Raw genomic sequence first — 25457 nt, forward strand, 5'->3', positions numbered from 1 at the left:
CTTCGGCCGGGGGTATCCCATTCGGCGCCCGGCGGCGTCCCGTCATCGCCCCGACGCCTCCCAGGACGCCACCATGACCACGAACGCCGACACCGTGACCGCCGACGCCCCGCCCTCGGGCGCCGCCGCCGCCAACCCCGGCACCGCAACCGCCCCGACCACGACCGTCGCCCCCGATCTCACGGTCCTGCTCACCTTCGCCCAGGCCGTCGCCGCCGACCCGGACGCACTGGGCCGCCTGGCGCTCCATCCGACGGAGCGCACCTGGGTCCGTCTGGACGGGCCCGGCGGCAGCGAGGCCTGGCTGATCGGCTGGCCGCCCGGTTCGGAGACCGGCTGGCACGACCACGGCGGCTCCAGCGGCGCGTTCGTCACCGCGCGCGGCGAGCTGAGCGAGCACTCGCTCGTGATGCCGCTGCCCAGCAGCGGCTGGCGCAGCCTGGAACTGGAGGAGGGCGTCGACCGGCAGCGGGTGCTGCCGTCGGGCCGCGGTCGCGCCTTCGGTCCCCACCACGTGCACCAGGTCGTCAACCCCTCGGTGGCCGACCACGCCGTCTCGGTGCACGTCTACCACCCGCCGCTGCCGCGGCTGCGACGCTACGAACGCAGCGGGGACGTCCTGAGCGTCACCGCCGTCGAAACCCAGGAGGACTGGTGAGCACACGGATCGACATCGACGCCCTGCTCGAACGTGAACGCGCGCACCTGCGGCGCGTGACGCCGCACGAGGCAGCACAGGCCGTCGCGCGGGAGGGCGCGCTGCTCGTGGACATCCGCTATGCCGCGCTGCGCGAACGGGACGGGGTGATCCCGGGGGCGCTGGTCGTGGAGCGCAACGAACTGGAGTGGCGCATGGACCCGCAGTGCGCCCACCGCGCGCCGGAGACCACGGACCACGACCGCCTGGTCATCGTGGTGTGCAACGAGGGCTACGCCTCCTCCCTCGCCGCGCGGTCCCTCCAGGCGCTCGGCCTCCACCGGGCCACCGACCTCATCGGCGGCTTCCAGGCCTGGGCGGCGGAGGACCTCCCGGTGTCGAGATAGCGGCGAGCCGCGCCTGTGCTGCGCCCGCACTAGCGGGCGAAGCTCGTCGCGCGGCTCTCCCGGATCACCGTGATCCGGATCTGGCCGGGGTAGGTGAGTTCGTTCTCGACCTCGCGGGCCACGTCCTTCGCCAGCACCTGCGCCTGGACGTCGTCCACCGCCTCCGGCAGCACCATCACCCGGACCTCGCGGCCCGCCTGCATCGCGTAGACCTTGTGGACGCCCTCGTGCCGGCGGGCGATCTCCTCAAGCTTCTCCAGGCGGCGCGCGTGGAGTTCCACCGACTCCCGGCGCGCGCCCGGCCTGCCGCCGGAGCAGGCGTCCGCGGCCTGGGTGAGGACGGCCTCGACCGTCTGCGGCTCGATCTCGTTGTGGTGCGCCGCGACCGCGTGCACGACCTCCTCCGACTCGCCGTAGCGGCGGGCGAGTTCGGCGCCGATCTGGGCGTGACTGCCTTCCGCGACGGGGGCGCTGCCGCCGGGAGGCTGCGGGAGGGTGACCGCCTTCCCTATGTCGTGCAGCAGGCTGCACCGCTTGACCAGCATCGGGTCCACCCGCAGCTCGGCCGCCATCGCCCCGGCCAGATGCGCGGACTCGACCAGGTGGCCCAGCACGTTCTGGCCGTAGGAGGTGCGGTAGCGCAACCGGCCCAGCAGACGCATCAGTTCCGGGTGCAGCTCGTCGAGGCCGACCTCGGCGACCGCCTCCTCCGCCGCCGCCCGGCAGAGCCGTTCGACCTGGGCGAGGCTGCGCTCGTAGGCGTCCTCGATCCGCTGCGGATGGATCCGCCCGTCGGCGATCAGCTCCTCCAGGGCGAGCCGGCCCACCTCCCGCCGGACCGGGTCGAAGCAGGAGAGCAGCACCGACTCCGGGGTCTCGTCGATGACCAGGTTGACGCCCGTGACTGCCTCGAAGGAGCGGATGTTGCGGCCCTCGCGGCCGATGATCCTGCCCTTCATGTCCTCGCCCGGCAGCCGCACGGCGGTGACCACGTGGTCCGCCGTGCCCTGCACGGAGACGCGCTGGATCGCGGAGGCCACGATCTCCCGGGCGCGGACCTCCCCGTCCGTCCGGGCCTGCCGCTCGATCTCCCGGACCGTCAGCACGGCGTCACGCTTGGCCTGCTGCTCGACGGACCGGACCAGTTCCGCGCGGGCGTCCGCCGCGCTGAGGCCGGCCACCTCCTCCAGCATGCGCCGCCGCTCGACGGCCAGCTCCTCGGAGCGAAGCTGGAGTTCGGCCTGAGCCTGGGCCGTGTCCAACTCGCGCTGGAGCAGCCGGTGCTGCTCCTCGTCGATGCGGGCCTCGCGTTCCGCGCTGCGCTGCTCGCGCCGGTCCAGTTCGAGCGCGCGCTCCCGGGCGCTGTGCAGGAGTTGACGCACCGCGAGACCGGCGACCGAGAGCAGGACCAGGCCGATGATCATCAGGAGCACCGGAACGGTTGCGGTCGCTGCGATGGCCAACGTCATCAGCCCTCCCCGTCCGGCGCGGGATCACGCCGTGATCACACTGCGATCTCGGTGCGAGGCTGGCATCGGCCCCTCATCACTCATGGTGAGGCTAGGTGCGGGTTACGAAACGGTCAAGACGGCAACCGCCCCTGACCGTTGAGTAGTGCAAACACACAGGAACCAGCGGCCCCAGGAGGCGACTTCCGCGCCTCCCGTTCCGGGCGGCCCGTGTCCGGCTCAATCCTGGCCTGAGTCGAGGAAGGCGTCCTCGTCGTCGAAGCCGTCCGCATCCTCCGCGTTCTCCGCGTCGAGGGCGGCGCGCACCACGCGCAGGGCCAGGCCCTCCGGATAACCGCGGCGGGCCAGCATGCCCGCGAGCCGGCGCAGCCTTACCTGGCGGTCCAGTGCGCGGGTGGAGGCGAGCTTGCGCTCCACCAGCCGCCGCGCGGCGGCCTCCTCGTCGTCCGGGTCGACCTCGGCGACGGCCTCGGCGACCAGCGCGCTGTCGACTCCCTTGGCCCGCAGCTCGCCCGCCAGAGCGCGCCGGGCCAGGCCCCGGTTGCGCTGTCGCTGCTCGACCCAGGAGCGGGCGTAGGCGGCGTCGTCGATCAGCCCGACCTCGGTCAGCCGGTCGAGCACCTGCTCGGCGACCTCGTCCGGGATCTCCTTGCGCCGCAGGGTGTCGGCGAGCTGCTTCCGGGTGCGGGCGGAACCGGTGAGCAGCCGCAGGCAGATGTCCCGCGCCCGCGAGGCGGGATCCGTCGGCGCCTTGTCGCGCCGTGCCTCGTCGCCCTCCTCCTCGGAGGCGCGCCGCGTGTGGCGTCGCGAGGAGCGGCGCCGGTCGGACGCGCCACCGCGCCCCGCCGGGGCGTCGTCGTACCTCTCGCCGTACCTCTCGTCATGCCCCTCGACATGCCCCTCGGCGGTACCGGGGTAGGCCTCGTCATCGACGGGCCGCCGGACGTGGGCGGAATCCGGGGTGGGGGGGCGGTCAGCCGGCGGTTCCGGCCGGCTGCCGCCGCCCCCGTGGGACGACCAGTCGCGCGGACCCCACGCGCTCTCGGTCGACGTCGACGTCACCCCGTTCAGGCCTTGACCTCCGCCGGGACGGCCTCCGCAGCCTTGGCCTTGCTGCCGCGCGCGGCGGGAGCCTTGGTGGTCGCCGCGGCCGGGGCCTCGCCGACGACCGGACCGGCGGCCTCAGCCGGGGTGTCCAGCTTCGGGCCCACGCCGAGCTTCTCCTTGATCTTCTTCTCGATCTCGTCGGCCAGGTCCGGGTTGTCGCGCAGGAAGTTGCGGGCGTTCTCCTTGCCCTGGCCCAGCTGGTCGCCCTCGTAGGTGTACCAGGCGCCGGACTTGCGGATGAAGCCGTGCTCGACGCCCATGTCGATCAGGCCGCCCTCGCGGCTGATGCCCTGGCCGTAGATGATGTCGAACTCGGCCTGCTTGAACGGCGAGGCGACCTTGTTCTTGACGACCTTGACGCGGGTGCGGTTACCGACCGCCTCCGTGCCGTCCTTCAGCGTCTCGATACGGCGGATGTCCAGACGGACCGAGGCGTAGAACTTGAGCGCGCGGCCACCCGTCGTCGTCTCGGGCGAGCCGAACATGACGCCGACCTTCTCACGCAGCTGGTTGATGAAGATCGCGGTGCACTTGGTCTGGTTCAGCGCACCGGTGATCTTGCGCAGCGCCTGGGACATCAGGCGGGCCTGGAGACCGACGTGGGAGTCGCCCATCTCGCCCTCGATCTCGGCCCGCGGCACCAGCGCGGCGACCGAGTCGATGACGATCAGATCGACGGCGCCGGAGCGGATCAGCATGTCCGTGATCTCCAGCGCCTGCTCGCCGGTGTCCGGCTGGGAGACGAGCAGGGCGTCGGTGTCCACGCCGAGCTTCTTGGCGTACTCCGGGTCGAGCGCGTGCTCGGCGTCGACGAAGGCGACGATGCCGCCGGCCTTCTGCGCGTTGGCCACCGCGTGCAGGGTCAGCGTGGTCTTACCGCTGGACTCGGGGCCGTAGACCTCGACGACACGGCCGCGCGGCAGGCCGCCGACACCGAGCGCCACGTCGAGGGCGATGGACCCCGTGGGAATCACCTCGATCGGAGCCCGGGCCTCGTCGCCGAGGCGCATGACGGAGCCCTTGCCGAACTGTCGCTCGATCTGTGCGAGGGCTGTCTCGAGGGCCCGCTCGCGGTCGTTCGCTGCCATGGGTGCCACCTTGGGGGTCTGTGCTGAACGCTTCATCACCGAAGACGCTAGCGCGCACCACTGACAAAAGACCCTCGCGGAGGGCAGGCCTGTGGATAACGTGCCGGAATCCAGTATAGGGAACGCACGTTCGAATAAGCAGACACCTGCTGATTTCTCCTTCTCATCGGCTCGGCGTCGGCGGCTCAGCGCCTCGACTCGGGGACGCCCATCGACACGCAGACGGCCCGCCAGACGTCCTTCGCCTCCCAGCCGGCCTCCAGGGCCTGGTGGACAGTCCGTCCGCCCAGCTCGGACATGACATGGTCGGTGGCGAAGCTCTCCGCGTAGCTCTCCCCGAAGTGGGCGTACATCCTCTTCCAGAACTCGGTCAGGCGCATGCGCCCAGTATTGCGCCGGTTCAGGCGCGGCCCGGCGTCAGCCGACCGCCCGCACCAGGGCGGTCACCGCCACCGCGACCACGATCACGACCAGGAACGGAGCCCGGCGCCACACCGCCACTCCCGCCGCGGCCAGCCCGGCCGCCCGGGCGTCCAGGACCAGTCCGTGCGTGCCCTGCCCGAAGGTCTGCAGCGCGGTGAGCGCGGCCAGCAGCGCGACCGGCGCGAGCGCCGCGAAGCGGCGGACGACGGGACGGTCCAGCAGTCCGGTGGGAACGGAGAGGCCGAGCAGCTTGAGTCCGTAGCAGCCCGCCGCCGTGCCCAGGATGGCCAGCCAGGTGGTGTTCATCGTCCGTCCTCCTTCGGCAGATTCCGCTGCGGATCGGCCGTCGTCCCGGCCGCGGTCCCGACTGTTTTCCGGGCCGTCGCCCCGGCCCGGTTCCGGCGGGAGCCGAGCAGCAGCACGACCGGGACGGCCGCGAGCGCGATGAGCACCGGGACGCCCGCCGGGACGAGCGGCACCGCCGCCAGCGCGAGCACCGCACCGAGCAGCGCGGTCGCCCGTTCCGCGCCGCCCTCGCGCAGCCGCGGGGCCAGCAGCGCCAGGAAGACGGCCGGTCCGGCGACGTCCAGGCCGTACCGGGACGGGTCCCCGAGCGCGTCGGCGCCCAAGGCGCCGGCCAGGGTGGTGGCGTTCCAGATCAGATAGAGGCTGGCCCCCGTGACGAAGAAGCCGAGCCGGGTCGAGCGCCGGTCGGGCTGGACCAGCGCCACGGCCGCCGTCTCGTCGATCACCGTCTGCGCGGCCACGGGCCGCACCCAGCGCGGCAGCTCCAGCCGCTCCGCCAGCCGCAGGCCATAGAAGGCGTTCCGCACGCCCAGGAAGAGCGCCCCGACGACGGCCGCGAGCGGTGCGGCGCCCGCCGCGAGCGCACCGATCAGCGCGAACTGGCTGGCGCCGGTGAACACCAGCAGGCTGAGCGCACAGGTCTGCCAGACCGTCAGGTGGGCGGTGGTCCCGGCGACGCCGAAGGCGATCCCCGAGACGCCGACCGCCACGCCGACCCCGAGGGAGTCCCGGATCACGGCGCGGTCGGGGCGCGCGCCCGTGGCGGGGGCCGGAGCGGCGGGTGGCACGGTGCTCGGTGCGGGTGGATCGGAGAGGGCCGTCATACGCCTCATGCTGCCGGGGGCGCGCCGTCCGAATCTTGTACGTTCTTGCGCGCCCGCCGGTAGGCGCCCGGCGGGACGCCCACGATCCGGCGGAAGTGCCGGGTCAGGTGCGCCTGGTCGACGAAGCCGACGGCCACGGCCGCGTCCGCGGGCCGGACGCCCGCGTCGAGCAGGTTGCGCGCGGTACGGACCCGGTGCTGGGTCAGCCAGGCGTGCGGCGGCAGCCCGTACTCGTCCCGGAAGGCCCGCAGCAGCGGGAAGGGTCCCGTCCCTACGGCGGCGGCGAGCTCCTCCAGGGCGGGCGGCTCGTCCAGCCGCGCCGCGAGCAGGTCCCGCGCGGCGCGGGCGGCGTCGCGTCCGACGCGCGGCGCGTCCCGCACCAGCCGCTGCGAGGAGTGCAGGCGCAGGGCACGGGCGAGCGCGAGGCGGAGGAAGGTTCCTGCGGCCAGCCCCTGGTTCTGTTCGGCGGCCTGGTGGGTCTGCGTCACGAGGCGGGCGAGCTCGTCGTCGTCCACGACGGCCGTGCCGAATCCCGGCGAGCCGGGCAGCACCCCCAACTCGGCGGCGACGGCCGCGACGTGCTCGACGCTCGGGTAGAGCACCTGGTAGCTCCACCCGTCGGGCACCCCCGCGTGCCCGGTGTGCACCCGGTCCGGCTCCACGAGCGCGACACTGCCCGCGGGCGCGACCTCCAGGCCGCCGCGGTAGTGGAACGCCTCCACCCCTTCGGTGATGGCGGCCAGCACGTAGCCGTCGTGGGTGTGCTTCCCGAAGGTGTGGTGGACGTAGCGGGCCCGCAGCAGATCCACTCCGGGCAGCGCCGGATGCTGCCAGTAGTGCGCGCGTTCCTCACCCATGACACCAGCCTCCCTCCGAGTGAGCCTGCCACGCACCCGAGACCCACGCGGCGGCCGGTCCACCATGCAGGACGCCTGAGCGGCGAGCCGATCCGTCCCTCCCCGGGCGCCCTGGGACGGGGCCAAGGTCCCCGTCCCAGAAGCGTGAGGCCAAGAGTGGGGCGGGCGCTGTCTGCAACGACGCGTGACCCCGGCGGGTGGTGCCCGCCGGGGCCGGAGGCCGGGGGTTCAGTGCCCGGTTGCGCTCTCGTGGAGGTCCTTGCGGCGGATGGTGGCGAAGGCGATCACCGCGGCCACGGCCGCGACCGCCGCGCAGATGGTGAGGACGTCCGTGAGCCCGTGGACGAAGGCCGCCCGCGCCGCCTCGGCGACCTGCGCGCGGAGCGGGCCCGCGCTGCGGGCGACCTGGTCGCCCGCGCCCGCGGCGACCGCCTGCCGCGCGCTCGCGGGGAGTCCGGGCACCGCCGCAGCGAAAGCGTCGCCGACGCGGTGCTGGAAGAGCGCGCCGAAGCCGGCGATGCCGATCGCGATGCCGACCTGCTGGAAGGTCTCACCGATCCCGGCGGCCATGCCGGCCCGCGCGGGTTCGGCGACGCCGATGGAGATCGACGCGCGCGGCGGATTGAACATGCCCATCCCGCCGCCCGTGAGCAGCATGCTCGGCAGCATCGCGGTCCAGTCGCTGTGGACGTCGACCAGCCGCATGGCCAGCAGGCCGCCGGCCATCAGCGTCATCGAGGTGCCGACGAGCAGCCGTGGCGGGAGCGCAACCGTGAGGCTGCCGGTGACGGCCGCGACGACGAAGAGCATCAGTGTCAGCGGCAGGAAGCGCAGACCGGCCTGCCAGGGCGACGCCCCGAGCACGTTCTGCACGTAGGAGACCTCGAGGAAGATCGACGCCATGCCGGCCGCGTTGCCGAGCAGCGTCGTCGCCGAGATCCCGTTGAAGGTGCGGTTGCGGACCAGCGAGAGGTCCAGCATCCCGGCCGCGCCGAGCCTGCGCTCGACCAGCAGGAAGGCCGCGAGCAGCACGACGGACGCGGCGAAGAGGGAAAGGATCAGCGGGCTGGTCCAGCCCTCCGCCTCGCCGCGCAGGAAGGCGAGGACGAGCGCGGCGAGGGCGACGGAGAAGAGGGTGAGGCCGGGCCAGTCGACGCCGTGGGCGCCGGGCTCGCGGGACTCGCGGATCCGCAGGGAGCTCAGCACGATGGCGACGACACCGATGGGGACGTTCACCAGGAAGATCCACCGCCAGCCGACGCCGCTGGTCAGCGCCCCGCCGATGAGCGGGCCGAAGGCGATGGCGAGGCCGGAGACGCCGCCGAAGACACCGAAGGCCATGGCCCGGTCCTTGCCTCGGAACTCGTGGCCCAGCAGCGCCGGTCCGACCGAGAAGAGGACGGCGGCGCCCACGCCCTGGAGACCGCGGGCGAGGTTGAGGGTGATCACGTTCGTCGCGGCCCCGCAGAGCAGGGAGGCGGCGGTGAAGACCGCGAACCCGGCGATGAAGACCCGCTTGCGGCCGAGCCGGTCGGCGAGTGAGCCGCCCGTCAGCAGGAACGCGGCGAGGGTGAGCGCGTAGGCGTCGAGCACCCACTGGAGGCCGGAGAAGTCGGCGTGCAGCGCGTTGCGCAGGTCGGGCAGGGCGACGTTCACGACGGTGAGGTCGAGCATCAGCATGAACGTCGCGATCGACACGATGGCGAGCGTCCACGCACGGCCGGGCGCACGGGTCGCGGCCGGGGCTTCCGGATCGACGGTGACGTCGTCGGGCGCGCCGACGGCGTCCACGGTTGCGGACATGGGTGTCCCCCAGAGCTGGTGAAGGCTGATCAAGGCGGATGAAGGCTGCGAGAAGGCATGGCAGGAGCCGGGAAGAGAATGCGAGTGTTTGCTCGTAAATCTCACTCCAGAGATTACGAGTGATTGCTCGCATTCGTCAACGGCCCTACCATCGGCAGGGTGACCGCCGAGACCACGCACCCGAGCACCGAGCCCGCAGCCGCCGAACGGCCAAGGAAGCGCCAGGCCCGCGGGGAACGCCGGATCGCCCAGCTGCTCGACGCGGCCGGGCACGTCTTCGCCGAGTCCGGCTACGCGGCCACCACGACGAACGCCATCGCGGCGCGGGCGGGCGTCTCCCCCGGCTCGCTGTACCAGTACTTCCCGAACAAGGACGCGATCGCGGCCGCGCTCGCCGAGTTCTACGCGGACAGCCTGGACGAGCTGCTCGCGCCGTTCGCCGCGCTGGACCCCGCCGCCGTGTCACTGGAGGCGGCGCTCGGCGCCTCGCTCGGACCGATCGTCAGGTTCCACCGGGACAACCCGGCCTGCCTGGCCCTCTTCATCGGCGGGAACGCGCCGGGCCACGTGATGGACCTCCAGGCGCCGTTGATGGCGCGCACCCACGCCCGGATCGAGGCGCTGCTCGCCCTCTACGCCCCGGAACTGCCGGCCGCCCGGCTGGAGACGGGCGCCGCCGTCACCCTCGCCGCGTACAAGGGCGTGCTCCCGCTGCTCGTCGAGGCCGAAGAGGAGCGGGTCCCCGCGTTGACGCAGGAGCTGGGCGACCTGCTGCTCGGCTACTTCGACCGGCTGCTCCGGCCGTAAGCCCCCGCCGTCGCCGTCTCCCCGGACCGCGCGGGCTCAGCGCACGTCGACCAGGCCGTAGCCGTAGTACGGGCCGCCCGGGCAGTCCTTCGCACCCGGATCACGGGACGGGCACCCCAACGGCATCGCCTGCTGCTCCATCAGCCGGACCAGCGCCGCCCCGCGGACGTCCGGGTGACGCGCCGCCTCGACCGCGGCAACGCCGCTGACCGTCGCCGCCGCCATCGAGGTGCCGGCGAGGGCCGCGTAGCGGCCGCCCGGCCAGTCGGAGACGACCGCGGCCCCCACGCCGCCGTCCGGATCGCCGCCCGGCGCGGCCAACGCGATCTCCTGCGAACCCCAGTTGGAGTACGCCGCGAGGCTGCCGTCCGCGACGAGCGCGCTCACGTTCACCACGCCCGGCAGGCCGCCGGGCAGCCGGATGCACTCCGTGCCCAGATGCCGCACCGGCGCGTTCACACCGTCGGGCCGGTCGTTGGGGCTGCGGTCGTCGATTCGCGGGCCGGCGAGGTCCTGCCCGTCGTTGCCCGCCGAGGCGACCACCACGGCGCCCTTGTCCTGCGCGTACTTCACCGCCCGGCCGACCGCCGCGGCGATCGCCGCTTGGTCCGGGTTCTCCGGGCAGTTGTACTTCCACGGGTCGGCGAAGTAGCTGTCGTTGATCACGGAAGCGCCGTGGTCGGCGGCCCACAGGAAGCCGCAGACGATGTTCTCGCCGTAGTACTGCCCCGGCCCGCCGAGCAGCCGCACGGCCGCGATGCGCGCGCCCGGCGCCACGCCGACCACACCGTCCCCGGGACGGTCGCCGGCGATGATCCCGCTGACGTGCGTCCCGTGGCCGCTCTCTCCCAGGTTGGGATCCGGCCGCCAGGCGCCCGGACGGCTGTCCGGCGTCCCGGTCGCGCAGGAGACGGAGCGGCTCGGGTCGACGGCGGAGCGCAGATCCGGGTGGGTGTCGTCCACGCCCGAGTCCAGCACGGCGACGACGACGTTCTTGAGCGCGGCGCGGTCCTTCGCGGGCAGCGGGCTGCTCTCGCCGACCATCTGCTGGCTCCACTGCGGCCGGCCGTGCGGATCGGCGACCAGCGGCACGTCGTCGCTCGGCACGGCGTCACCTGCCCGCTTGGACGAGACGACGGCGGACTCGCCCTGCGCGCCGCTGTAGGGCGTGCCCACCCTCGGATCGGGCACCGGCGCGGTCCGGCTCGCGCCGGCCGCGGCGATGCCCGGGTGCATCCGCACCCGGGCGCCGAAGTCCGCGACGGACGCGTAGGCGAGGACGACGCCGATCTGCGGGTACTCCTGGCCGACCAGGCCCTGCTCGTCCCTGACCGCCAGATCCGCGGCGGCGATCCCCGCGGCGTCGGCGCGGTCCGCGACGACGAGGTAGGCCAGGTAGAGGCGGCCGGTGCTGCCCACGTACGGCACGGCGCCCCCGAGCAGCAGGGTCACCAGCGCCAGCACGACGGCGCACCGCGCCGTCGTCGATCGCAGGCCCTTCGCGACACGCGCCACCAGGCCTCCAGAGGTCGGGGCGCGCGACGGCGCCCGGGGCGAGGGATATTCCGACGATATGTACGGTTCCTCCGCTTTCGCCCGCTGAGCTCCTCCGAGTGGGCCACCTCCCCCCGAACGCCCGTCACCCCCACCTCCCAGGCCCCGCGGCCCGGCCCCGCGGACCATCCAGCCTCGCGCCGCCCCGAGCCGCCTCCAGCGCCAGAGACCGGGTCGACCGCCTCGGCATCACCCCACTTCCCAGGCCCCGCGGCCCGGCTCCCTGGACCATCCAGCCTCGCGCCGCCCCGAGCCGCCTCCCCCGCCAGAGACCGGGTCGACCGCCTCGGCATCAACCCACCTCCTGGGCCCAGTGACCCAGCCCCTCGGACCATCCGGCCTCGAGCCCCTGAGGCACCTCCCAGCCAGGGGCTGGTGCCAGGGCGCCACCCCGCCGGAGGCCGCGACGGGCGCGGGTGGATGCCCCACGGGCTCGGGGTCCGTGGGCGGTCGCCCGTTTGTCGGTGGCGCAAGGCACGATGGGCGCATGGCACGCGCAAAAGCCGAGAGGTCCGCTCTGGAGAGCTTCGCCGCGCCCACGCGGGCGTGGTTCGAGGGGGCGTTTCCCGCGCCCACCGGGGCGCAGGAGGGGGCGTGGCGTGCCATCGGCGCCGGGAGCGACGTGCTGGTGGTCGCGCCCACCGGCTCGGGCAAGACGCTCGCCGCGTTCCTCTCCGCGCTGGACGGGCTCGCGTCGACACCCCCGCCGGCCGAGGCGAAGAAGCGGTGCCGTGTCCTCTACGTCTCGCCGCTGAAGGCCCTCGCCGTCGACGTGCAGCGCAACCTCCGCGCGCCGCTCACGGGCCTGCGGCAGGCGGCCACCAGGATGGGGCTGCCGGAGCCGGAGATCGAGGTGGCGATCCGGTCCGGCGACACCCCGCCGGCCGAGCGGCGGCGCTTCGCCACCCACCCGCCGGACATTCTCATCACCACGCCCGAATCGCTGTTCCTCCTGCTCACCTCCAACGCCCGCGACGCGCTGCGCGGCGTCGAGACGGTGATCCTCGACGAGGTCCACGCCGTCGCGGGGACGAAGCGCGGCGCGCACCTCGCGCTCACCCTCGAACGCCTCGACGAGCTGCTGCCGAAGCCCGCCCGCCGGATCGGGCTCTCCGCCACCGTCCGGCCCGTCGAGGAGGTCGCCCGCTTCCTCTCCCCGGGCCGGAACGTGACGATCGTCCAGCCGCCGTCGGAGAAGCAGTTCGACCTGTCCGTCGTCGTCCCGGTCGAGGATCTGGGCGAGCTGTCCGGCGGGCGTGGGACGCACGGCACGCCCGAAGAGGACCCGCAGCAGGCGGCGTCCATCTGGCCGCACGTCGAGGAGAAGATCACCGATCTGGTCCAGGCGCACCGCTCGACGATCGTCTTCGCCAATTCCCGCCGCCTCGCGGAGCGGCTCTGCAACCGGCTCAACGAGATCGCCGTCGAGCGCGCCGCGGGCGAGGCGCTGCCCGCTGCCCACGCGCCCGCGCAGCTGATGGCGCAGGCGGGGGCGAACAAGGGCGCGCCGCCGGTCCTGGCCCGCGCGCACCACGGCTCGGTCTCGAAGGAGCAGCGCGCCGAGGTCGAGGAGCAGCTGAAGTCCGGCCGGCTCCCGGCCGTGGTGGCGACGTCCAGCCTGGAGCTCGGCATCGACATGGGCGCGGTCGACCTCGTCGTGCAGGTCGAGTCGCCGCCGTCGGTCGCCTCGGGGCTCCAGCGCGTCGGGCGCGCCGGGCACCAGGTCGGCGCGGTGTCGACGGGCGTCGTCTTCCCCAAGTACCGGGGCGACCTGGTGCAGTCGGCCGTGGTGACGGAGCGGATGCGCGCCGGGCAGATCGAGGCGCTGCGCGTCCCGCGCAACCCGCTGGACGTGCTGGCGCAGCAGCTGGTCGCGATGACGTCGATGGACGACTGGGACGTGGACGAGCTGCTGGCGCTGGTCCAGCGCGCCGCGCCCTTCACCTCGCTCCCCCGCTCCGCGTACGAGGGCGTGCTCGACATGCTCGCGGGCCGGTACCCGTCCGACGCCTTCGCCGAGCTGCGGCCCCGCATCGTCTGGGACCGCGTCGCCAACACGGTCACCGGCCGTCCCGGCGCGCAGCGGCTCGCCGTCACCTCCGGCGGCACCATCCCCGACCGAGGCCTGTTCGGCGTCTTCCTCGCCGGGGCCGACCCGAAGAAGGGCGGCGGACGCGTCGGCGAGCTCGACGAGGAGATGGTCTACGAGTCCCGCGTCGGCGACGTCTTCACCCTGGGCACCAGCTCGTGGCGGATCGAGGACATCACCCACGACAAGGTGCTCGTCTCGCCCGCGCCCGGCGTCCCCGGCAAGCTGCCGTTCTGGCACGGCGACGCGCTCGGCCGCCCGCTGGAGCTCGGCCGCGCCCTCGGCGGGTTCCTGCGCGAGCTCGCCGCACTGCCGCCGGACAAGGCGACGGCCCGGCTCGCCGCCGCGGGCCTGGACGAGTGGGCGGCCGGCAACCTGCTGGCCTACCTGGCCGAGCAGCGCCAGGCCACCGGCCACCTGCCGGACGACCGCACCATCGTCGTCGAGCGCTTCCGGGACGAGCTCGGGGACTGGCGGGTGGCCGTCCACTCCCCCTTCGGCGCGCAGGTCCACGCGCCGTGGGCGCTCGCGCTCGGCGCCCGCCTGAGCGAGCGTCACGGGCTCGACGCGCAGGTCATGCACGCCGACGACGGCATCGTGCTGCGCCTGCCGGACGCGGACCTGCTCGATTTCCCCGACCCGGACGCGCCCCTCAGGTCAACGGCCGCCGACGAGGCGCCGGTCGGCGCCGAGGCCGTCGTCTTCGACGCGACGACCATCGAACAGACCGTCACCGACCAGGTCGGCGGCTCGGCCCTGTTCGCCGCGCGCTTCCGCGAGTGCGCCGCGCGGGCCCTGCTGCTGCCGCGCCGCAACCCCGGCCGCCGCACGCCGCTGTGGCAGCAGCGCCAGCGTGCCTCGCAACTGCTCTCCGTGGCAGCCGAGTTCGGCTCCTTCCCGATCGTGCTGGAGGCCGTCCGCGAGTGCTTGCAGGACGTCTTCGACGTGCCCGGCCTGGTCGAGTTGATGCGGGACATCGAGTCGCGCCGGGTCCGCATCGTCGAGGTGACCACGCCGGAGCCCTCCCCCTTCGCCCGCTCGCTGCTCTTCGGCTACGTCGCCCAGTTCCTCTACGAGGGTGATTCGCCGCTCGCCGAGCGCCGCGCGTCCGCGCTCGCACTCGACTCCCGGCTGCTGGCGGAGCTGCTCGGCCAGGCCGAGCTGCGCGAACTGCTGGACGAGAACGTGCTGGCCGAGCTGGAGGCGGAGCTCCAGCGGCTCACCCCGGACCGCCGGGTCAAGGACGCCGAGGGCGTCGCCGACGCCCTGCGCCTGCTCGGCCCGCTCACCGACGCCGAGCTGGCCGAACGCGGCGCGGAGCCGCCGTGGGTGCGCGAGCTCCAGGCCGCTCGGCGCGTGATCGACGTCCGCGTCGCGGGCGAACAGCGCTGGGCCGCGATCGAGGACGCGGGCCGCCTGCGGGACGCGCTCGGCACTCCTCTCCCGGTCGGCGTCCCTGAGGCGTTCACCGAGCCGGTCAAGGACCCCCTGGCCGACCTGCTCGCCCGCCACGCCCGCACCCACGGCCCCTTCACCGCGGGCGACGCCGCCGCCCGGCTGGGCCTCGGCCCGGCCGTCGTCCTCGGCACGCTGCAACGCCTCGCCGCGACGGGCCGGGTCGTGCAGGGCGAGTTCCGCCCCGGCGGGTCCGGCACGGAGTGGTGCGACGCAGAGGTGCTGCGCCGCCTGCGTCGCCGCTCGCTCGCCGCGCTGCGACACGAGGTCGAGCCGGTGCCGCCGCGCGCGCTGGCCGCCTTCCTGCCGCAGTGGCAGCACGTCGGCGGCGCGAACCGGCTGCGCGGCGTGGACGGCCTGCTGCGCGCCGTCGAGCAGCTCCAGGGCGCGCCGGTGCCGGCCTCCGCGCTGGAGCGGCTGATCCTGCCCTCCCGCGTGGCCGACTACAGCCCGGCGATGCTGGACGAGCTGACCTCGCAGGGCGAGGTGTTCTGGGCGGGCGCGGGCGCACTGCCGGGCAAGGACGGCTGGGTCGCGCTGCACCCGGCCGACGCCGCCCCGCTGCTGCTGCCGGAGGCCCTGCCGCTGGAGCTCACCCCCCTCCACTACGCGATCCTGGCGGCGCTGGCGCCCGGTTACGGTCTCTTCTTCCGTCAGCTGGCGGACGAGGTCGCCCGGCAGCTGCCCGGCACGGAGACGCCGCCCGCCGAGCTGGCCACCGCCCTGTGGGACCTGGCGTGGTCGGGCCGGATCACCAACGACACCCTCGCCCCGCTCCGCGCGGTGCTCGGCTCCGGCCGCACCCCCGGCTCGACGGCCCACCGCGCGCCGCGGGCGACCCCGCGCGCCCGCTACGGCGTGGCGCGGCCGGTGCCGCGCGTCCCGCAGTTGCCGACCACGGCGGGCCGCTGGTCGGTGCTGCCGACGACCGTGACGGATCCGACGCAGCGCGCCCACGCGCTCGCCCAGACGCTGCTGGACCGCCACGGCGTCGTCACCCGCGGGGCGGTCCAGGCCGAGCGGGCGCCCGGCGGCTTCGCGGGCGTCTACCGGGTCCTGTCCGCGTTCGAGGACACCGGCCGCACCCGCCGCGGCTACGTCGTCGACGGCCTGGGTGCGGCGCAGTTCGCCTCCGACGGCGCGATCGACCGCCTCCGCGCGGTCAACACCGCGCTGGACCGGCGCGCGGAGGGCGGCGGCCATGAGCAGCCCACGGCGGTCGTCCTCGCGGCCGCCGACCCCGGCAACGCCTACGGCGCGGCCCTGCCGTGGCCGGAGTCCCCGGGCGGCGGCGGTGCCTCGTCCCACAAGCCGGGCCGCAAGGCGGGTGCGCTGGTCGCCCTGGTCGACGGCGAGCTGGCCGCCTACGTCGAACGCGGCGGCAAGACGCTGCTGACCTGGGCCACGGACCCCGTCCGCCTCGGCCACGCGGCGACGGCCCTGGTCCGCGCCGTCGCCGAGGGCGCGCTGCGCGACCTGGTCGTGGAACGCATCAACGGCGAACCAGCCCTGACCTCGTCCCTGAGCCCGACCCTGGAGGCCGCGGGCTTCGTCCCCACCCCGCGCGGCCTCCGCGTCCGGGGCTAGCCAGGCGCACCCGCGGGCGGGGCGTGCGGTGTGCGACCAGCCGGGAGGGCAGGGCCGGCCCGACGCCGCCGGGCCTGCGAGCTCTGAGCCACGGATCCGCATGGTCCACGGCGGGGCACCCGCGCGCCCAAACGCTCGCCCACGCGTCGGCGGCACTCCCGGTCACGCGGTACGCGCGGCCTCGGCGGGCTGCCACACGCTGCCCTCAGCCGGGCGACGGGGGCACGCCCGCGCCGGGTCGGTACCGGACGGGCGGCGGCTTCGATGTGGAGAAAGACTGTGCCCCCGGAACGCGGCCTCCGCGCCCGCCTCGGTGCCCGGGATCACGCCTCGGCGTGCTGCGGCTCCTCCGGAGCCGGGAGCGCAGGAACCTCGGCCCCGTGGCGGCGGCGTCGGGGGACCCACGGGCGCGCCTGGACGGGAAGGAGGCTGAGGTTCCACCCGCCCGCGAAGAGGAGACCGACCCCCGCGGCTTGGCGGCCGGTCAACAGACCGGCCAGCAGCAGCGCCCACGCGCCGGCGCTGAGCACCGCGCACAGCACCCACACGATCGGCCTGCGCCGGGGTATCGACAGCATCGCTCTCCTCCCGGGACTCGGAAGAGGGACGGATCCGCTTTCAACATATCCGTGCCGAGCACGAACGGCCCCTCCCCTGGGCCACACGTGGCTCGGGGGAGGGGCCGTTCACGTCACGACAGCTGCTACGACTGTCAGGCCGCGACGACGTCCATCGCGCTGGCCTTGGGCACCAGCGAGGGCATGCGTTCCGCCGGCGGCACCGGCACGGGCTCCAGCAGTGCCGGGCGGACCGCCTCGCCGGCGGCCAGCTCGGCGAGCGAGAGCTCGTCGCTGACCTCGCGCATGACCTCGGACATGCGCACGTCCAGGGCGTCACAGATCGCGGAGAGCAACTCGGACGAGGCCTCCTTCTGTCCGCGCTCGACCTCCGAGAGGTAGCCGAGCGAGACCCGCGCGGCAGCCGACACCTCGCGCAGGGTGCGGCCCTGGCGCTGGCGCTGCCGACGCAGCACGTCACCCAACAGACGACGGAGCAGGATCATCGGTTGCTCCCTCCTTGGACCGCGGCTCGGAACCTCACAGCCCCACCGTACCGCCTGCCCCGCATCACGTGCGGGGAGCCCGGTCGTGTTCACTCTTGGCTGCATCCATGGCCCCTCCCCTGCTGTTCGCGGTATCGTCCGCGAATCTTTCCGGCCCATCCCTTGTGTTCTTCCCGGTGGGATCGGCGTTCCTAACCCACCGGTTTGCCCTCCAGAGCGCTGAGGAGCAGTTCCACGGCGGCCGAAACCGCCTTGCGTCGGATTGTGGCACGATCCCCTGACAGGCGGAGGGCAGAGACCGATTCTGCACCTTCGGCGCCCTCGGACCGGTACGAGACCGCCACGAAGACGGTGCCGACAGGCTGTCCGTCCTGCGGATCCGGTCCGGCCACACCCGTCGTCGCCAGCCCGAAGTCCGCGCCCATCAGCAAGCGGACGCCTCGGGCCATCTGGGCCGCGACGTCCGGGTCGACCGCGCCGCGCGCGGCCAGCAGCTCCTGGTCCACCCCGAGGACGGAACCCTTGAGCTCGGTGGCGTAGGCCGTCACCGAACCGCGGAACGCCTTGGAGGCGCCCGGGACGGCCACGAACTCGGCCGCGAGCAGGCCGCCGGTCAGCGACTCCGCCACAGCGAGCGTGGCTTCCGCCCCGACCAGCTCGGCAAGCGCCGCCTCGGCGCTCATCAGGCAGTGCCCGCCTGCCCGTTCGCGGGCGTCTGCCCGGCCCGGGCGGCCAGGCCCGCGCGCCGCAGCACCACCGCCTGCCGCACGTAGTCGACGCCGCTGGCCACGGTCAGCACGACGGCGACGCCCATCAGCCACCACCGGGCCGACGCCAGCGGCCCGGTCAGGATCAACACGTACATGCCGACCGCGATTCCCTGGGTCAGCGTCTTGAGCTTGCCGCCGCGGCTGGCCGGGATGACCCCGAAGCGGATCACCCAGAAGCGCATCAGCGTGATGCCGATCTCACGGACCAGGATGACCACCGTCACCCACCAGGCCAGATCGCCGAGCACGGACAGGCCGATCAGCGCCGTGCCCATGATCGCCTTGTCGGCGATCGGGTCGGCGATCTTGCCGAAGTCGGTGACCAGACCCATACGACGGGCCAACTCGCCGTCGAAGAGATCGGTGATCATCGCGATGGCGAAGGAGGCCCAGGCGAGGGCGCGCCACTTGGGATCGTGCCCGCCCCCGGCGAACAGCAGCGCCGCGAAGATCGGCACGATCACCAGCCGGAGCATGGTGAGCAGGTTCGGGATGTTCCACAGGCCCGGCTCGTCGCTCGCCCCGCCCGGCTGAGAAGCCGACGAGGCGCCCGTTCTGGCCGCCCCGCCCCCCGAGGTCTGATTCACGGGCGCTCCCCGACCGCGCCGGCCCGGCCGATCACCTCGGCGTAGAGGTCGACGCCCTCGCTCGCGGTGACCTTCGCCTCGACGAAGTCGCCGGCCGCGAGGTCCTCGGTGTCGCCGAGCAGGATGGTGATCCCGTCGGTCTCCGGCGCCTGGTGCGCACCGCGGCCGATCACGCCGTCCTCGCCGTCGTTGGACTCGACCAGCACCCGGACGGTGCTGCCGATCCGCTGCTCGGCCCGCTGCGAGGTCAGCTCCTCCGCGAGGCGGCTGAAGCGGGCGAGCCGCTCGGCGACCTCGTCCTCGGGCAGCTTGCCGTCATACCCGGCCGCCTCGGTGCCCTCCTCGTCGGAGTAGCCGAAGACGCCGATGGCGTCGAGGCGGGCGTTGGTGAGGAAGCGTTCCAGCTCGGCCAGGTCGTCCTCGGTCTCGCCGGGGAAGCCGACGATGAAGTTCGAGCGGACTCCGGCCTCCGGCGCCTTGGCCCGGATCTGGTCCAGCAGCTCCAGGAACCGGTCGGTGTCGCCGAAGCGGCGCATCCGGCGCAGCACGTTCGGCGCCGAGTGCTGGAACGACAGGTCGAAGTAGGGCGCGACGCCGGGGGTGGAGGTCAGCACGTCGATCAGGCCCGGCCGCATCTCGGCGGGCTGGAGGTAGCTGACCCGCACGCGCTCGACGCCGTCGACGGCCGCGAGCTCGGGCAGCAGGCTCTCCAGCAGGCGGATGTCGCCGAGGTCCTTGCCGTAGCTGGTGTTGTTCTCGCTGACCAGCATGACCTCGCGGACGCCCTGCTCGGCGAGCCAGCGCGTCTCGTTCAGGACGTCGGACGGCCGCCGGGAGAGGAAGCTGCCGCGGAAGGCGGGGATCGCGCAGAAGCTGCAGCGTCGGTCGCAGCCGGACGCGAGCTTGACGGACGCGACCGGGCTGTCGTCCAGCCGCCGCCGGAGCGTGCGCGGCCCGGAGGCCGGGGCGAGACCGTCGGGCAGGTCCGCGATCTTCGTCTCGGCCGGAGTCTCCCCGTGTCCGGGGATCGCCACGGCGTCGGCCGCGGTCTGCCGCTCCACGGGCGAGAGCGGCAGCAGCTTGCGGCGGTCGCGCGGCACGTGGGAGACGTGCTGCCCGCCGGAGAGGATGGTCTGCAGGCGCTCGGCGATGTCCGCGTAGTCGTCGAAGCCGAGCACGGCGTCCGCTTCGGGCAGCGCCTCGGCAAGCTCCTTGCCGTAGCGCTCGGCCATGCAGCCGACGGCGACGACGGCCTGGGTGCGGCCGTGACCCTTGAGGTCGTTGGCCTCCAGCAGGGCGTCGACGGAGTCCTTCTTGGCGGCCTCGACGAAGCCGCAGGTGTTCACGACGGCGACGTCAGCCTCGGCGGCGTCGGCCACGAGCTCCCACCCGTCGGCCTCCAGCCGCCCGGCGAGTTCCTCGGAATCCACCTCGTTGCGGGCGCATCCAAGGGTGACGAGAGCGACTGTGCGGCGATCGGGCATGCCGCCAAGGTTACCGGGCCGAGGAGGTTGCACTCTCCATGGGCGCATCTTCAGGGGCGCGGGGAACCGCGCGGGCAACCACCCTGCGCAGATGTCCCTGCCGTTCGGGGACTCACCGCACTCGGTGGCTCGTCACGCAGTTCCCCGCGCCCCTTGCGTGCTGCAACTGCCTGCGGGAGCGAGGCCGACGGTCAGCCCGCGACCGGGTCGCCCGGGGTGTAGGTGACGTTGACGACCTGGCCGTCGCCGCCCGCGGTGCCGAGATCCTTGCCGTTGGCCCAGACGTGGACGCCGCCCGCGTTGCCGAGGACGAACTTCAGCTCCTTCGCGTCCGTGAAGGTCTGGGTCTGCCCCTGGGCGAGGTCGCCCTCGAAGATGACCTTGCCGGTGCCGTCCTTGACCATCATCCAGCTGTCGCCGTTCTGCGCCAGCAGCTTCACCGTGACCTTGCCGGCCGGCGCGGCCGCGATCGCGCTGGGCTTGACGGGAGCGGAGGAGGCCGGCGGGAGCGTCGGGTGGAGGACGGGGCCGATCGACGGCGTGGCGCCGGAGGCCGCGGAGGAGGGAGACCCCGCGGAGGCGGTCGTCGCCTTGGGGCCGCTCTGCGCGAGGTTGAAGCCGATCACGGCGATGACCACGACGATCGCGGCGACCATCGCCGCGGTCCAGTTCGGGCGGCGCCGCTCCGCGGAGATCCGGCGCTCGCCGACGTTCTCCAGCAGCGGGACCTTCGCGTCCTGCGGCGCGCCGCCGTGCGCCGCGTCGTAGCGGCAGACCAGCTCGTCGCCGTCGACGCCGACCGCGCGCGCCAGCGCGCGGACGTGGCCTCGGGCGTAGAAATCGCCGCCGCAGCGGCTGAAGTCGTCCGCCTCGATCCCGTGCACGATCGGCACACGGACCCGCGTCTCCGCGCTGACCTCGTCGACGGTCAGCCCCGCGGCCACGCGAGCGTTACCGAGCACCTGCCCGATGGAGGGCTCGTTCGCGAGCGGTTCGGTCGATCCGGTGGAGGTCGTGCCGGTCGTCACAAGGGGCGCCTTTCGAACGTGGGCGGCCAGGGCTTCGAAGGGGGGCCGCAACCCCCCCGAGAACGCCGTCGAAACACCAGTCTAGGGGGCGGGTCTGAGCCTCGCTCAACCGGGATTCGGCCGAAAGGGAGGCTCTGCGTCCTGATCGTTATCGGATGCTCCGCGGACCGTCGGGGCACGTGTTGACGGAGTGTCGGAAACCGACACGCGGCCGCGCGCAGGATGGTTCCCACCCGGTCCACTCAACGCCGAAAAGAACCGAACGGACACGCGTACGCGCGCTCATTCCCCCCGGAGAGTGAGCAAAACCCCGTCGAGTTCGTCCGGCTGTACCAGCACGTCGCGGGCCTTGGACCCCTCGCTCGGGCCGACGATCCCGCGCGACTCCATCAGGTCCATCAACCGGCCCGCCTTCGCGAAGCCGACGCGCAGCTTGCGCTGCAGCATCGAGGTCGAGCCGAACTGGGTGGAGACGACCAGCTCGGCGGCCTGGACCAGCAGGTCCATGTCGTCGCCGATCTCCTCGTCGATCTCCTTCTTCGGGCCCGAACCGACCGTGACGTCGTTGCGGTACTCCGGCTGGAGCTGTGCCTTGCAGTGTTCGACGATGCCGGCGATCTCCTCCTCGGTGACGAACGCGCCCTGCATGCGCAGCGGCTTGCCCGCGCCCATCGGCAGGAACAGCGCGTCGCCCTTGCCGATCAGCTTCTCGGCGCCGGGCTGGTCGAGGATGACCCGGCTGTCGGCGAGCGAGGAGGTGGCGAAGGCGAGCCGGGAGGGCACGTTCGCCTTGATCAGACCGGTGACCACGTCCACCGAGGGGCGCTGGGTCGCCAGCACCAGGTGGATGCCGGCGGCGCGGGCGAGCTGCGTGATGCGGACGATCGAGTCCTCGACGTCGCGCGGGGCGACCATCATCAGGTCGGCGAGCTCGTCGACGATCACCAGCAGGTAGGGGTAGGGCTGAAGCACCCGCTCGCTGCCGGGCGGCGGCTGGACCTTGCCCGCGCGCACGGCGCGGTTGAAGTCGTCGACGTGGCGGAAACCGAACGCGGCGAGGTCGTCGTAGCGCAGGTCCATCTCGCGCACGACCCACTGCAGCGCCTCGGCGGCCTTCTTCGGGTTGGTGATGATCGGCGTGATCAGGTGGGGCACGCCCTCGTAGGCGGTGAGCTCGACGCGCTTGGGGTCGACCAGGACCAGCCGCACGTCGTCCGGAGTCGCCCGCATCAGCACCGAGGTGATCAGGCAGTTGATGCAGGACGACTTGCCCGCGCCGGTGGCGCCCGCGACGAGGATGTGCGGCATCTTGGCGAGGTTGGCCATCACGGTCTGACCCTCGACGTCCTTGCCCATGCCGACCAGCATCGGGTGCGGGTCGCCGGTCGCGGCCTGCGAACGCAGCAGGTCGCCGAGGTTGACCATCTCGCGGTCGGTGTTGGGGATCTCGATGCCGACCGCGGACTTGCCGGGGATCGGGCTGATGATCCGGACGTCGGGGCTGGCGACGGCGTAGGCGATGTTCTTGGCGAGCGCAGTGATCCGCTCGACCTTGACCGCCGGGCCGAGCTCGACCTCGTAGCGGGTGACCGTCGGGCCGCGGGTGAAGCCGGTGACGGCGGCGTCGACCTTGAACTCGGCGAAGACGCCCATGAGCGAGGCGACCACGTCGTCGTTGGCCTTCGAGCGGGCCTTGCCGGGGCCGCCCCGGGTCAGCAGCTCGACGGAGGGCAGCTGGTAGTGGCCGCCGTCGGGCAGCTGCAGCTGCTCGGACCGGATCGGCAGGCCGCTGTCGTCCGCGACGGCACCGGCGCTGTCGGTGCCCGCGTCCTCGGTGCGCGCTGCCGGGACCGGCGCCTCGGGGGCGTGGTCGGGCATCGGCGGCGCGTCCTCGGGCAGGTCGAACGGCGGCGTGTCGGACGGCGGGGTGCGGTCCTTGACCCGGCCCAGCATGTCGGCGAGGGCGGCCGAGGGCTGGACGCCGTGCATGACCGCGCCGTCGAGTTCGGCGGCGGCCGCCGCGGCGACGCCGATGGTGTCGAACGGGTCCGGCTGGTCGGTCGGCTCGGCGGCGCTGCCGACGCGGCGTCGCGGACGGCGGCGTCGCGGCGCGGCGCTGCCCTCGCGCTCCATCTCGCTGCGCTTGGCCTCCAGGACCGCGCGCTCCTCCGGCGTGCCGGGCTCGCCCTCGAAGTCGTCGGGGCCGCCCAGCCCGAAGCCGAGTTCGTCGAGGCCGTCGAGCCCGGCCTCCTCGTCGAAGCCGCCGTACTCGGTGTGCGGCTCGATGATCGAGAGCCGCTCGCCCAGCAGCCGCAGCCGCTGCGGGATCTGGTTGACGGGCGTGGCGGTGACCACCAGCAGGCCGAAGAAGGAGACCAGCGTCAGGAACGGCACGGCCAGCGCCGGCCCCGCGGCGGCCATCAGCCAGCGGGACGCGGCCAAGCCGATCAGGCCGCCGGACTCGCGGATCCGCGCCGCGCCGGCCTGCAGGCTGGGCGCGCCGTAACCGATGTGGACCAGGCCGAGCACGCCGATGGTCAGCGCGGTCAGGCCGATGACGATCCGTCCGTTGGCCTCGGGCCGCTCGGGGTGGCGCATCAGCCGCACGGCGATGCCGAAGAGCAGCACCGGGACGAAAATGGTGAGTTTGCCGAACGCGCCCTTGACCACGTCGGTCACGGCGACGCCGAGCCAGCCCTGCGGGTCGGACCACGAGCCGGCGGCGATGAGCAGCGCCAGAGCGATCAGCAGCAGCGCCAGGCCGTCCTTGCGGTGAGCCGGGTGCAGGTTCTTCGCGCCGTTGCCGAAGCCGCGGGCGACCGCGCCGACACCATTGGCGACGCCCAGCCAACTGCCGCGCACGGCACGGTAGGCGATCGGCCTCGGCGGCCTGGGAGCGGGGGTCGCCGGCGCGGGCACGGCCTTCTTGGCCGCCGCCTTCTTCGCCGGGGCCTTCTTCGCCGGCGCCTTGGCCGCGGACTTCGCAGCGGCCTTCCTGGCGGGCGCCTTGGCAGCCGTGGCCTTCTTCGCCGTCCCCGCACCTCGGGTCTGCGAACCGCTTCCGGACGTGCGTGTGGCCATGGCGTTCAGATTACTAGGGTGACAAGGGGCGCAACACGTGCTGCGCGACGTTGCTCCGGTCGTGTCGTGCACCGGGTGCGAACGGCCCGCCTGTCAAGGGCGACGCGCCGTCAGGCCCCCTCCGGAACCGGTGCTCAGGACTCCGGCGTGGCGCCCCTGTTCGGGCTGCCCGGTTCCAGGGCGTCGAGCGCGCGGCGCAGGCCGGCGAGGCGGCGTTCGAGGTGCGCGGCGGTGGCGACGGCAGCCTGGTCGGCGCCCTCGGCGAGCTGCTTGGTCAGCGCCTCGGCCTGCTCCTCGACGGCGGCGAGCCGGGCGGAGAGCTCGGACAGCAGGCCCGTGCCGGGGGCCTGTTCGGCCTCCAACTGCAGTCGCAGCAGCGCGGCCTGCTCCTTGAGCTGGCAGTTCTTCATGTAGAGCTCGACGAAGACGGAGACCTTGGCGCGCAGCACCCACGGGTCGAAGGGCTTGGAGATGTAGTCCACCGCGCCGGCCGCGTAGCCGCGGAAGGTGTGGTGCGGGCCGTGGTTGATCGCGGTCAGGAAGATGATCGGGATGTCCCGGGTCCGCTCCCGGCGCTTGATGTGTGCGGCGGTCTCGAAGCCGTCCATCCCGGGCATCTGCACGTCGAGCAGGATGACCGCGAAGTCGTCGTTGAGCAGCGCCTTGAGCGCCTCCTCGCCGGAGCCCGCCCGGACCAGGGTCTGGTCCAGCGCGGAGAGGATCGCCTCCAGCGCGAGCAGGTTCTCGGCCCGGTCGTCGACAAGGAGGATCTTGGCCTTCTGCACCTTGGCCTGCCCTCCTCGCGCCCCCGCCGCCGACGTCGCGGGGGTTCCCGCACCTCGGATCGCGTCGGACTCGTACGTCGCCCGTGTGTCCACCACTGCCCTGCCGACGGTCATGCTAGCCGCACCTCACTGCCCGCACCCGGTGAACTGCCCCGCCTCCGGTGACCCAGCCAGTACCGGTAGCAACGCCGAGTGACCTTATCCCGTTCCCGCATCGCAGAGCCACCACCCTGACAAGTGGGGACA

General features: G+C 73.5%; 21 protein-coding genes. 4 read left to right on the forward strand and 17 right to left on the reverse strand.

Going from position 1 to position 25457, the window contains the following annotated elements; all coding sequences use genetic code 11:
• Positions 1-73: 73 nt before the first annotated feature.
• Positions 74-658, forward strand: coding sequence for a cupin domain-containing protein (locus TR49_RS26590; RefSeq protein ID WP_084725452.1), 585 nt, complete (start codon positions 74-76; stop codon positions 656-658).
• A complete protein-coding gene (locus TR49_RS26595; protein WP_152627462.1) occupies positions 652-1044 on the forward strand; it encodes a rhodanese-like domain-containing protein in 393 nt (130 codons plus the stop codon). The genes TR49_RS26590 and TR49_RS26595 overlap by 7 nt, the downstream gene beginning before the upstream one ends.
• 29 nt (positions 1045-1073) lie before the next feature.
• On the opposite strand, the gene rny is transcribed toward TR49_RS26595, so the two are convergent.
• From rny to TR49_RS26635, 8 genes are all read right to left on the reverse strand, one after another.
• Positions 1074-2513 carry a ribonuclease Y gene (rny, locus tag TR49_RS26600; RefSeq protein ID WP_052434659.1) on the reverse strand — a complete coding sequence of 480 codons (1440 nt, stop codon included), beginning with the start codon at positions 2511-2513 and terminating at the stop codon, positions 1074-1076.
• A gap of 219 nt (positions 2514-2732) precedes the next feature.
• Entirely contained in the window at positions 2733-3575 is an 843-nt protein-coding gene (locus TR49_RS26605; protein WP_152627463.1) for a regulatory protein RecX, read from the reverse strand.
• A 5-nt stretch (positions 3576-3580) separates the two neighbouring features.
• The gene (gene recA, locus TR49_RS26610) at positions 3581-4708 is read right to left on the reverse strand and encodes a recombinase RecA (RefSeq protein ID WP_042386212.1); all 1128 of its coding nucleotides are present in this window, start codon (positions 4706-4708) and stop codon (positions 3581-3583) included.
• A gap of 185 nt (positions 4709-4893) precedes the next feature.
• Positions 4894-5088 (reverse strand): DUF3046 domain-containing protein, encoded by a 195-nt coding sequence (locus TR49_RS26615; RefSeq protein ID WP_042386214.1) that lies wholly within the window; start codon positions 5086-5088, stop codon positions 4894-4896.
• Positions 5089-5125: 37 nt separating this feature from the next.
• Positions 5126-5437, reverse strand: a complete 312-nt coding sequence (locus TR49_RS26620) for an AzlD domain-containing protein (protein ID WP_042386217.1) — start codon at positions 5435-5437, stop codon at positions 5126-5128.
• The gene (locus tag TR49_RS26625) at positions 5434-6261 is read right to left on the reverse strand and encodes an AzlC family ABC transporter permease (RefSeq protein ID WP_084725456.1); all 828 of its coding nucleotides are present in this window, start codon (positions 6259-6261) and stop codon (positions 5434-5436) included. Before TR49_RS26625 ends, TR49_RS26620 begins: the two co-directional genes overlap by 4 nt.
• 5 nt (positions 6262-6266) lie before the next feature.
• Positions 6267-7118, reverse strand: a complete 852-nt coding sequence (locus TR49_RS26630) for an AraC family transcriptional regulator (RefSeq protein ID WP_042386220.1) — start codon at positions 7116-7118, stop codon at positions 6267-6269.
• 228 nt (positions 7119-7346) lie between these two features.
• Entirely contained in the window at positions 7347-8921 is a 1575-nt protein-coding gene (locus tag TR49_RS26635; RefSeq protein WP_236653537.1) for an MFS transporter, read from the reverse strand.
• A gap of 159 nt (positions 8922-9080) precedes the next feature.
• Between TR49_RS26635 and TR49_RS26640 the strand changes: the two genes are divergently transcribed.
• Positions 9081-9728 carry a TetR/AcrR family transcriptional regulator gene (locus TR49_RS26640; protein ID WP_063770177.1) on the forward strand — a complete coding sequence of 216 codons (648 nt, stop codon included), beginning with the start codon at positions 9081-9083 and terminating at the stop codon, positions 9726-9728.
• 36 nt (positions 9729-9764) lie between these two features.
• Here the strand turns inward: TR49_RS26640 and TR49_RS26645 are convergent, their stop codons facing one another.
• Complete coding sequence (locus TR49_RS26645; protein ID WP_052434660.1) at positions 9765-11243, reverse strand: S8 family peptidase; 1479 nt, start codon at positions 11241-11243, stop codon at positions 9765-9767.
• Positions 11244-11769: 526 nt separating this feature from the next.
• Here TR49_RS26645 and TR49_RS26650 point away from each other — a divergent pair.
• On the forward strand, positions 11770-16413 hold the full coding sequence (locus tag TR49_RS26650; RefSeq protein ID WP_042386223.1) for an ATP-dependent helicase: 4644 nt from the start codon (positions 11770-11772) through the stop codon (positions 16411-16413).
• A 323-nt stretch (positions 16414-16736) separates the two neighbouring features.
• Here TR49_RS26650 and TR49_RS26655 read toward each other — a convergent pair whose 3' ends face one another.
• From TR49_RS26655 to TR49_RS26690, 8 genes are all read right to left on the reverse strand, one after another.
• Complete coding sequence (locus tag TR49_RS26655; RefSeq protein ID WP_042386225.1) at positions 16737-16991, reverse strand: hypothetical protein; 255 nt, start codon at positions 16989-16991, stop codon at positions 16737-16739.
• A 134-nt stretch (positions 16992-17125) separates the two neighbouring features.
• Positions 17126-17476: a helix-turn-helix domain-containing protein gene (locus tag TR49_RS26660; protein ID WP_042386227.1), complete on the reverse strand. Its 351-nt coding sequence runs from the start codon at positions 17474-17476 to the stop codon at positions 17126-17128.
• A 191-nt stretch (positions 17477-17667) separates the two neighbouring features.
• Positions 17668-18159, reverse strand: coding sequence for a CinA family protein (locus tag TR49_RS26665; protein ID WP_042386229.1), 492 nt, complete (start codon positions 18157-18159; stop codon positions 17668-17670).
• A complete protein-coding gene (gene pgsA / locus TR49_RS26670; protein ID WP_042386231.1) occupies positions 18159-18833 on the reverse strand; it encodes a CDP-diacylglycerol--glycerol-3-phosphate 3-phosphatidyltransferase in 675 nt (224 codons plus the stop codon). The genes TR49_RS26665 and pgsA overlap by 1 nt, the downstream gene beginning before the upstream one ends.
• Positions 18830-20317, reverse strand: a complete 1488-nt coding sequence (rimO, locus tag TR49_RS26675) for a 30S ribosomal protein S12 methylthiotransferase RimO (RefSeq protein ID WP_042386234.1) — start codon at positions 20315-20317, stop codon at positions 18830-18832. Before rimO ends, pgsA begins: the two co-directional genes overlap by 4 nt.
• Before the next feature lie 191 nt (positions 20318-20508).
• A complete protein-coding gene (locus TR49_RS26680; RefSeq protein WP_042386236.1) occupies positions 20509-21345 on the reverse strand; it encodes a helix-turn-helix domain-containing protein in 837 nt (278 codons plus the stop codon).
• A 282-nt stretch (positions 21346-21627) separates the two neighbouring features.
• Positions 21628-24426: an FtsK/SpoIIIE family DNA translocase gene (locus TR49_RS26685; protein ID WP_042386237.1), complete on the reverse strand. Its 2799-nt coding sequence runs from the start codon at positions 24424-24426 to the stop codon at positions 21628-21630.
• Positions 24427-24560: 134 nt separating this feature from the next.
• Entirely contained in the window at positions 24561-25325 is a 765-nt protein-coding gene (locus TR49_RS26690) for a response regulator (protein ID WP_236653538.1), read from the reverse strand.
• Positions 25326-25457: the final 132 nt, after the last annotated feature.

Origin of the sequence: Streptacidiphilus melanogenes (genome assembly GCF_000787835.1) — a bacterium.
Classification (GTDB): Bacteria; Actinomycetota; Actinomycetes; order Streptomycetales; family Streptomycetaceae; genus Streptacidiphilus; species Streptacidiphilus melanogenes.

Coding starts and splice junctions, on each gene's coding strand:
- TR49_RS26665 (WP_042386229.1), bottom strand. CDS start 18,159: ATGAGCGCCGAGGCGGCGCTTGCCGAGCTGGTCGGGGCGGAAGCCACG.
- recA (WP_042386212.1), bottom strand. CDS start 4,708: ATGGCAGCGAACGACCGCGAGCGGGCCCTCGAGACAGCCCTCGCACAG.
- TR49_RS26630 (WP_042386220.1), bottom strand. CDS start 7,118: ATGGGTGAGGAACGCGCGCACTACTGGCAGCATCCGGCGCTGCCCGGA.
- TR49_RS26620 (WP_042386217.1), bottom strand. CDS start 5,437: ATGAACACCACCTGGCTGGCCATCCTGGGCACGGCGGCGGGCTGCTAC.
- TR49_RS26590 (WP_084725452.1), top strand. CDS start 74: ATGACCACGAACGCCGACACCGTGACCGCCGACGCCCCGCCCTCGGGC.
- TR49_RS26655 (WP_042386225.1), bottom strand. CDS start 16,991: ATGCTGTCGATACCCCGGCGCAGGCCGATCGTGTGGGTGCTGTGCGCG.
- TR49_RS26615 (WP_042386214.1), bottom strand. CDS start 5,088: ATGCGCCTGACCGAGTTCTGGAAGAGGATGTACGCCCACTTCGGGGAG.
- TR49_RS26660 (WP_042386227.1), bottom strand. CDS start 17,476: ATGATCCTGCTCCGTCGTCTGTTGGGTGACGTGCTGCGTCGGCAGCGC.
- TR49_RS26625 (WP_084725456.1), bottom strand. CDS start 6,261: ATGACGGCCCTCTCCGATCCACCCGCACCGAGCACCGTGCCACCCGCC.
- TR49_RS26690 (WP_236653538.1), bottom strand. CDS start 25,325: ATGACCGTCGGCAGGGCAGTGGTGGACACACGGGCGACGTACGAGTCC.
- rimO (WP_042386234.1), bottom strand. CDS start 20,317: ATGCCCGATCGCCGCACAGTCGCTCTCGTCACCCTTGGATGCGCCCGC.
- TR49_RS26635 (WP_236653537.1), bottom strand. CDS start 8,921: ATGTCCGCAACCGTGGACGCCGTCGGCGCGCCCGACGACGTCACCGTC.
- TR49_RS26685 (WP_042386237.1), bottom strand. CDS start 24,426: ATGGCCACACGCACGTCCGGAAGCGGTTCGCAGACCCGAGGTGCGGGG.
- TR49_RS26650 (WP_042386223.1), top strand. CDS start 11,770: ATGGCACGCGCAAAAGCCGAGAGGTCCGCTCTGGAGAGCTTCGCCGCG.
- rny (WP_052434659.1), bottom strand. CDS start 2,513: ATGACGTTGGCCATCGCAGCGACCGCAACCGTTCCGGTGCTCCTGATG.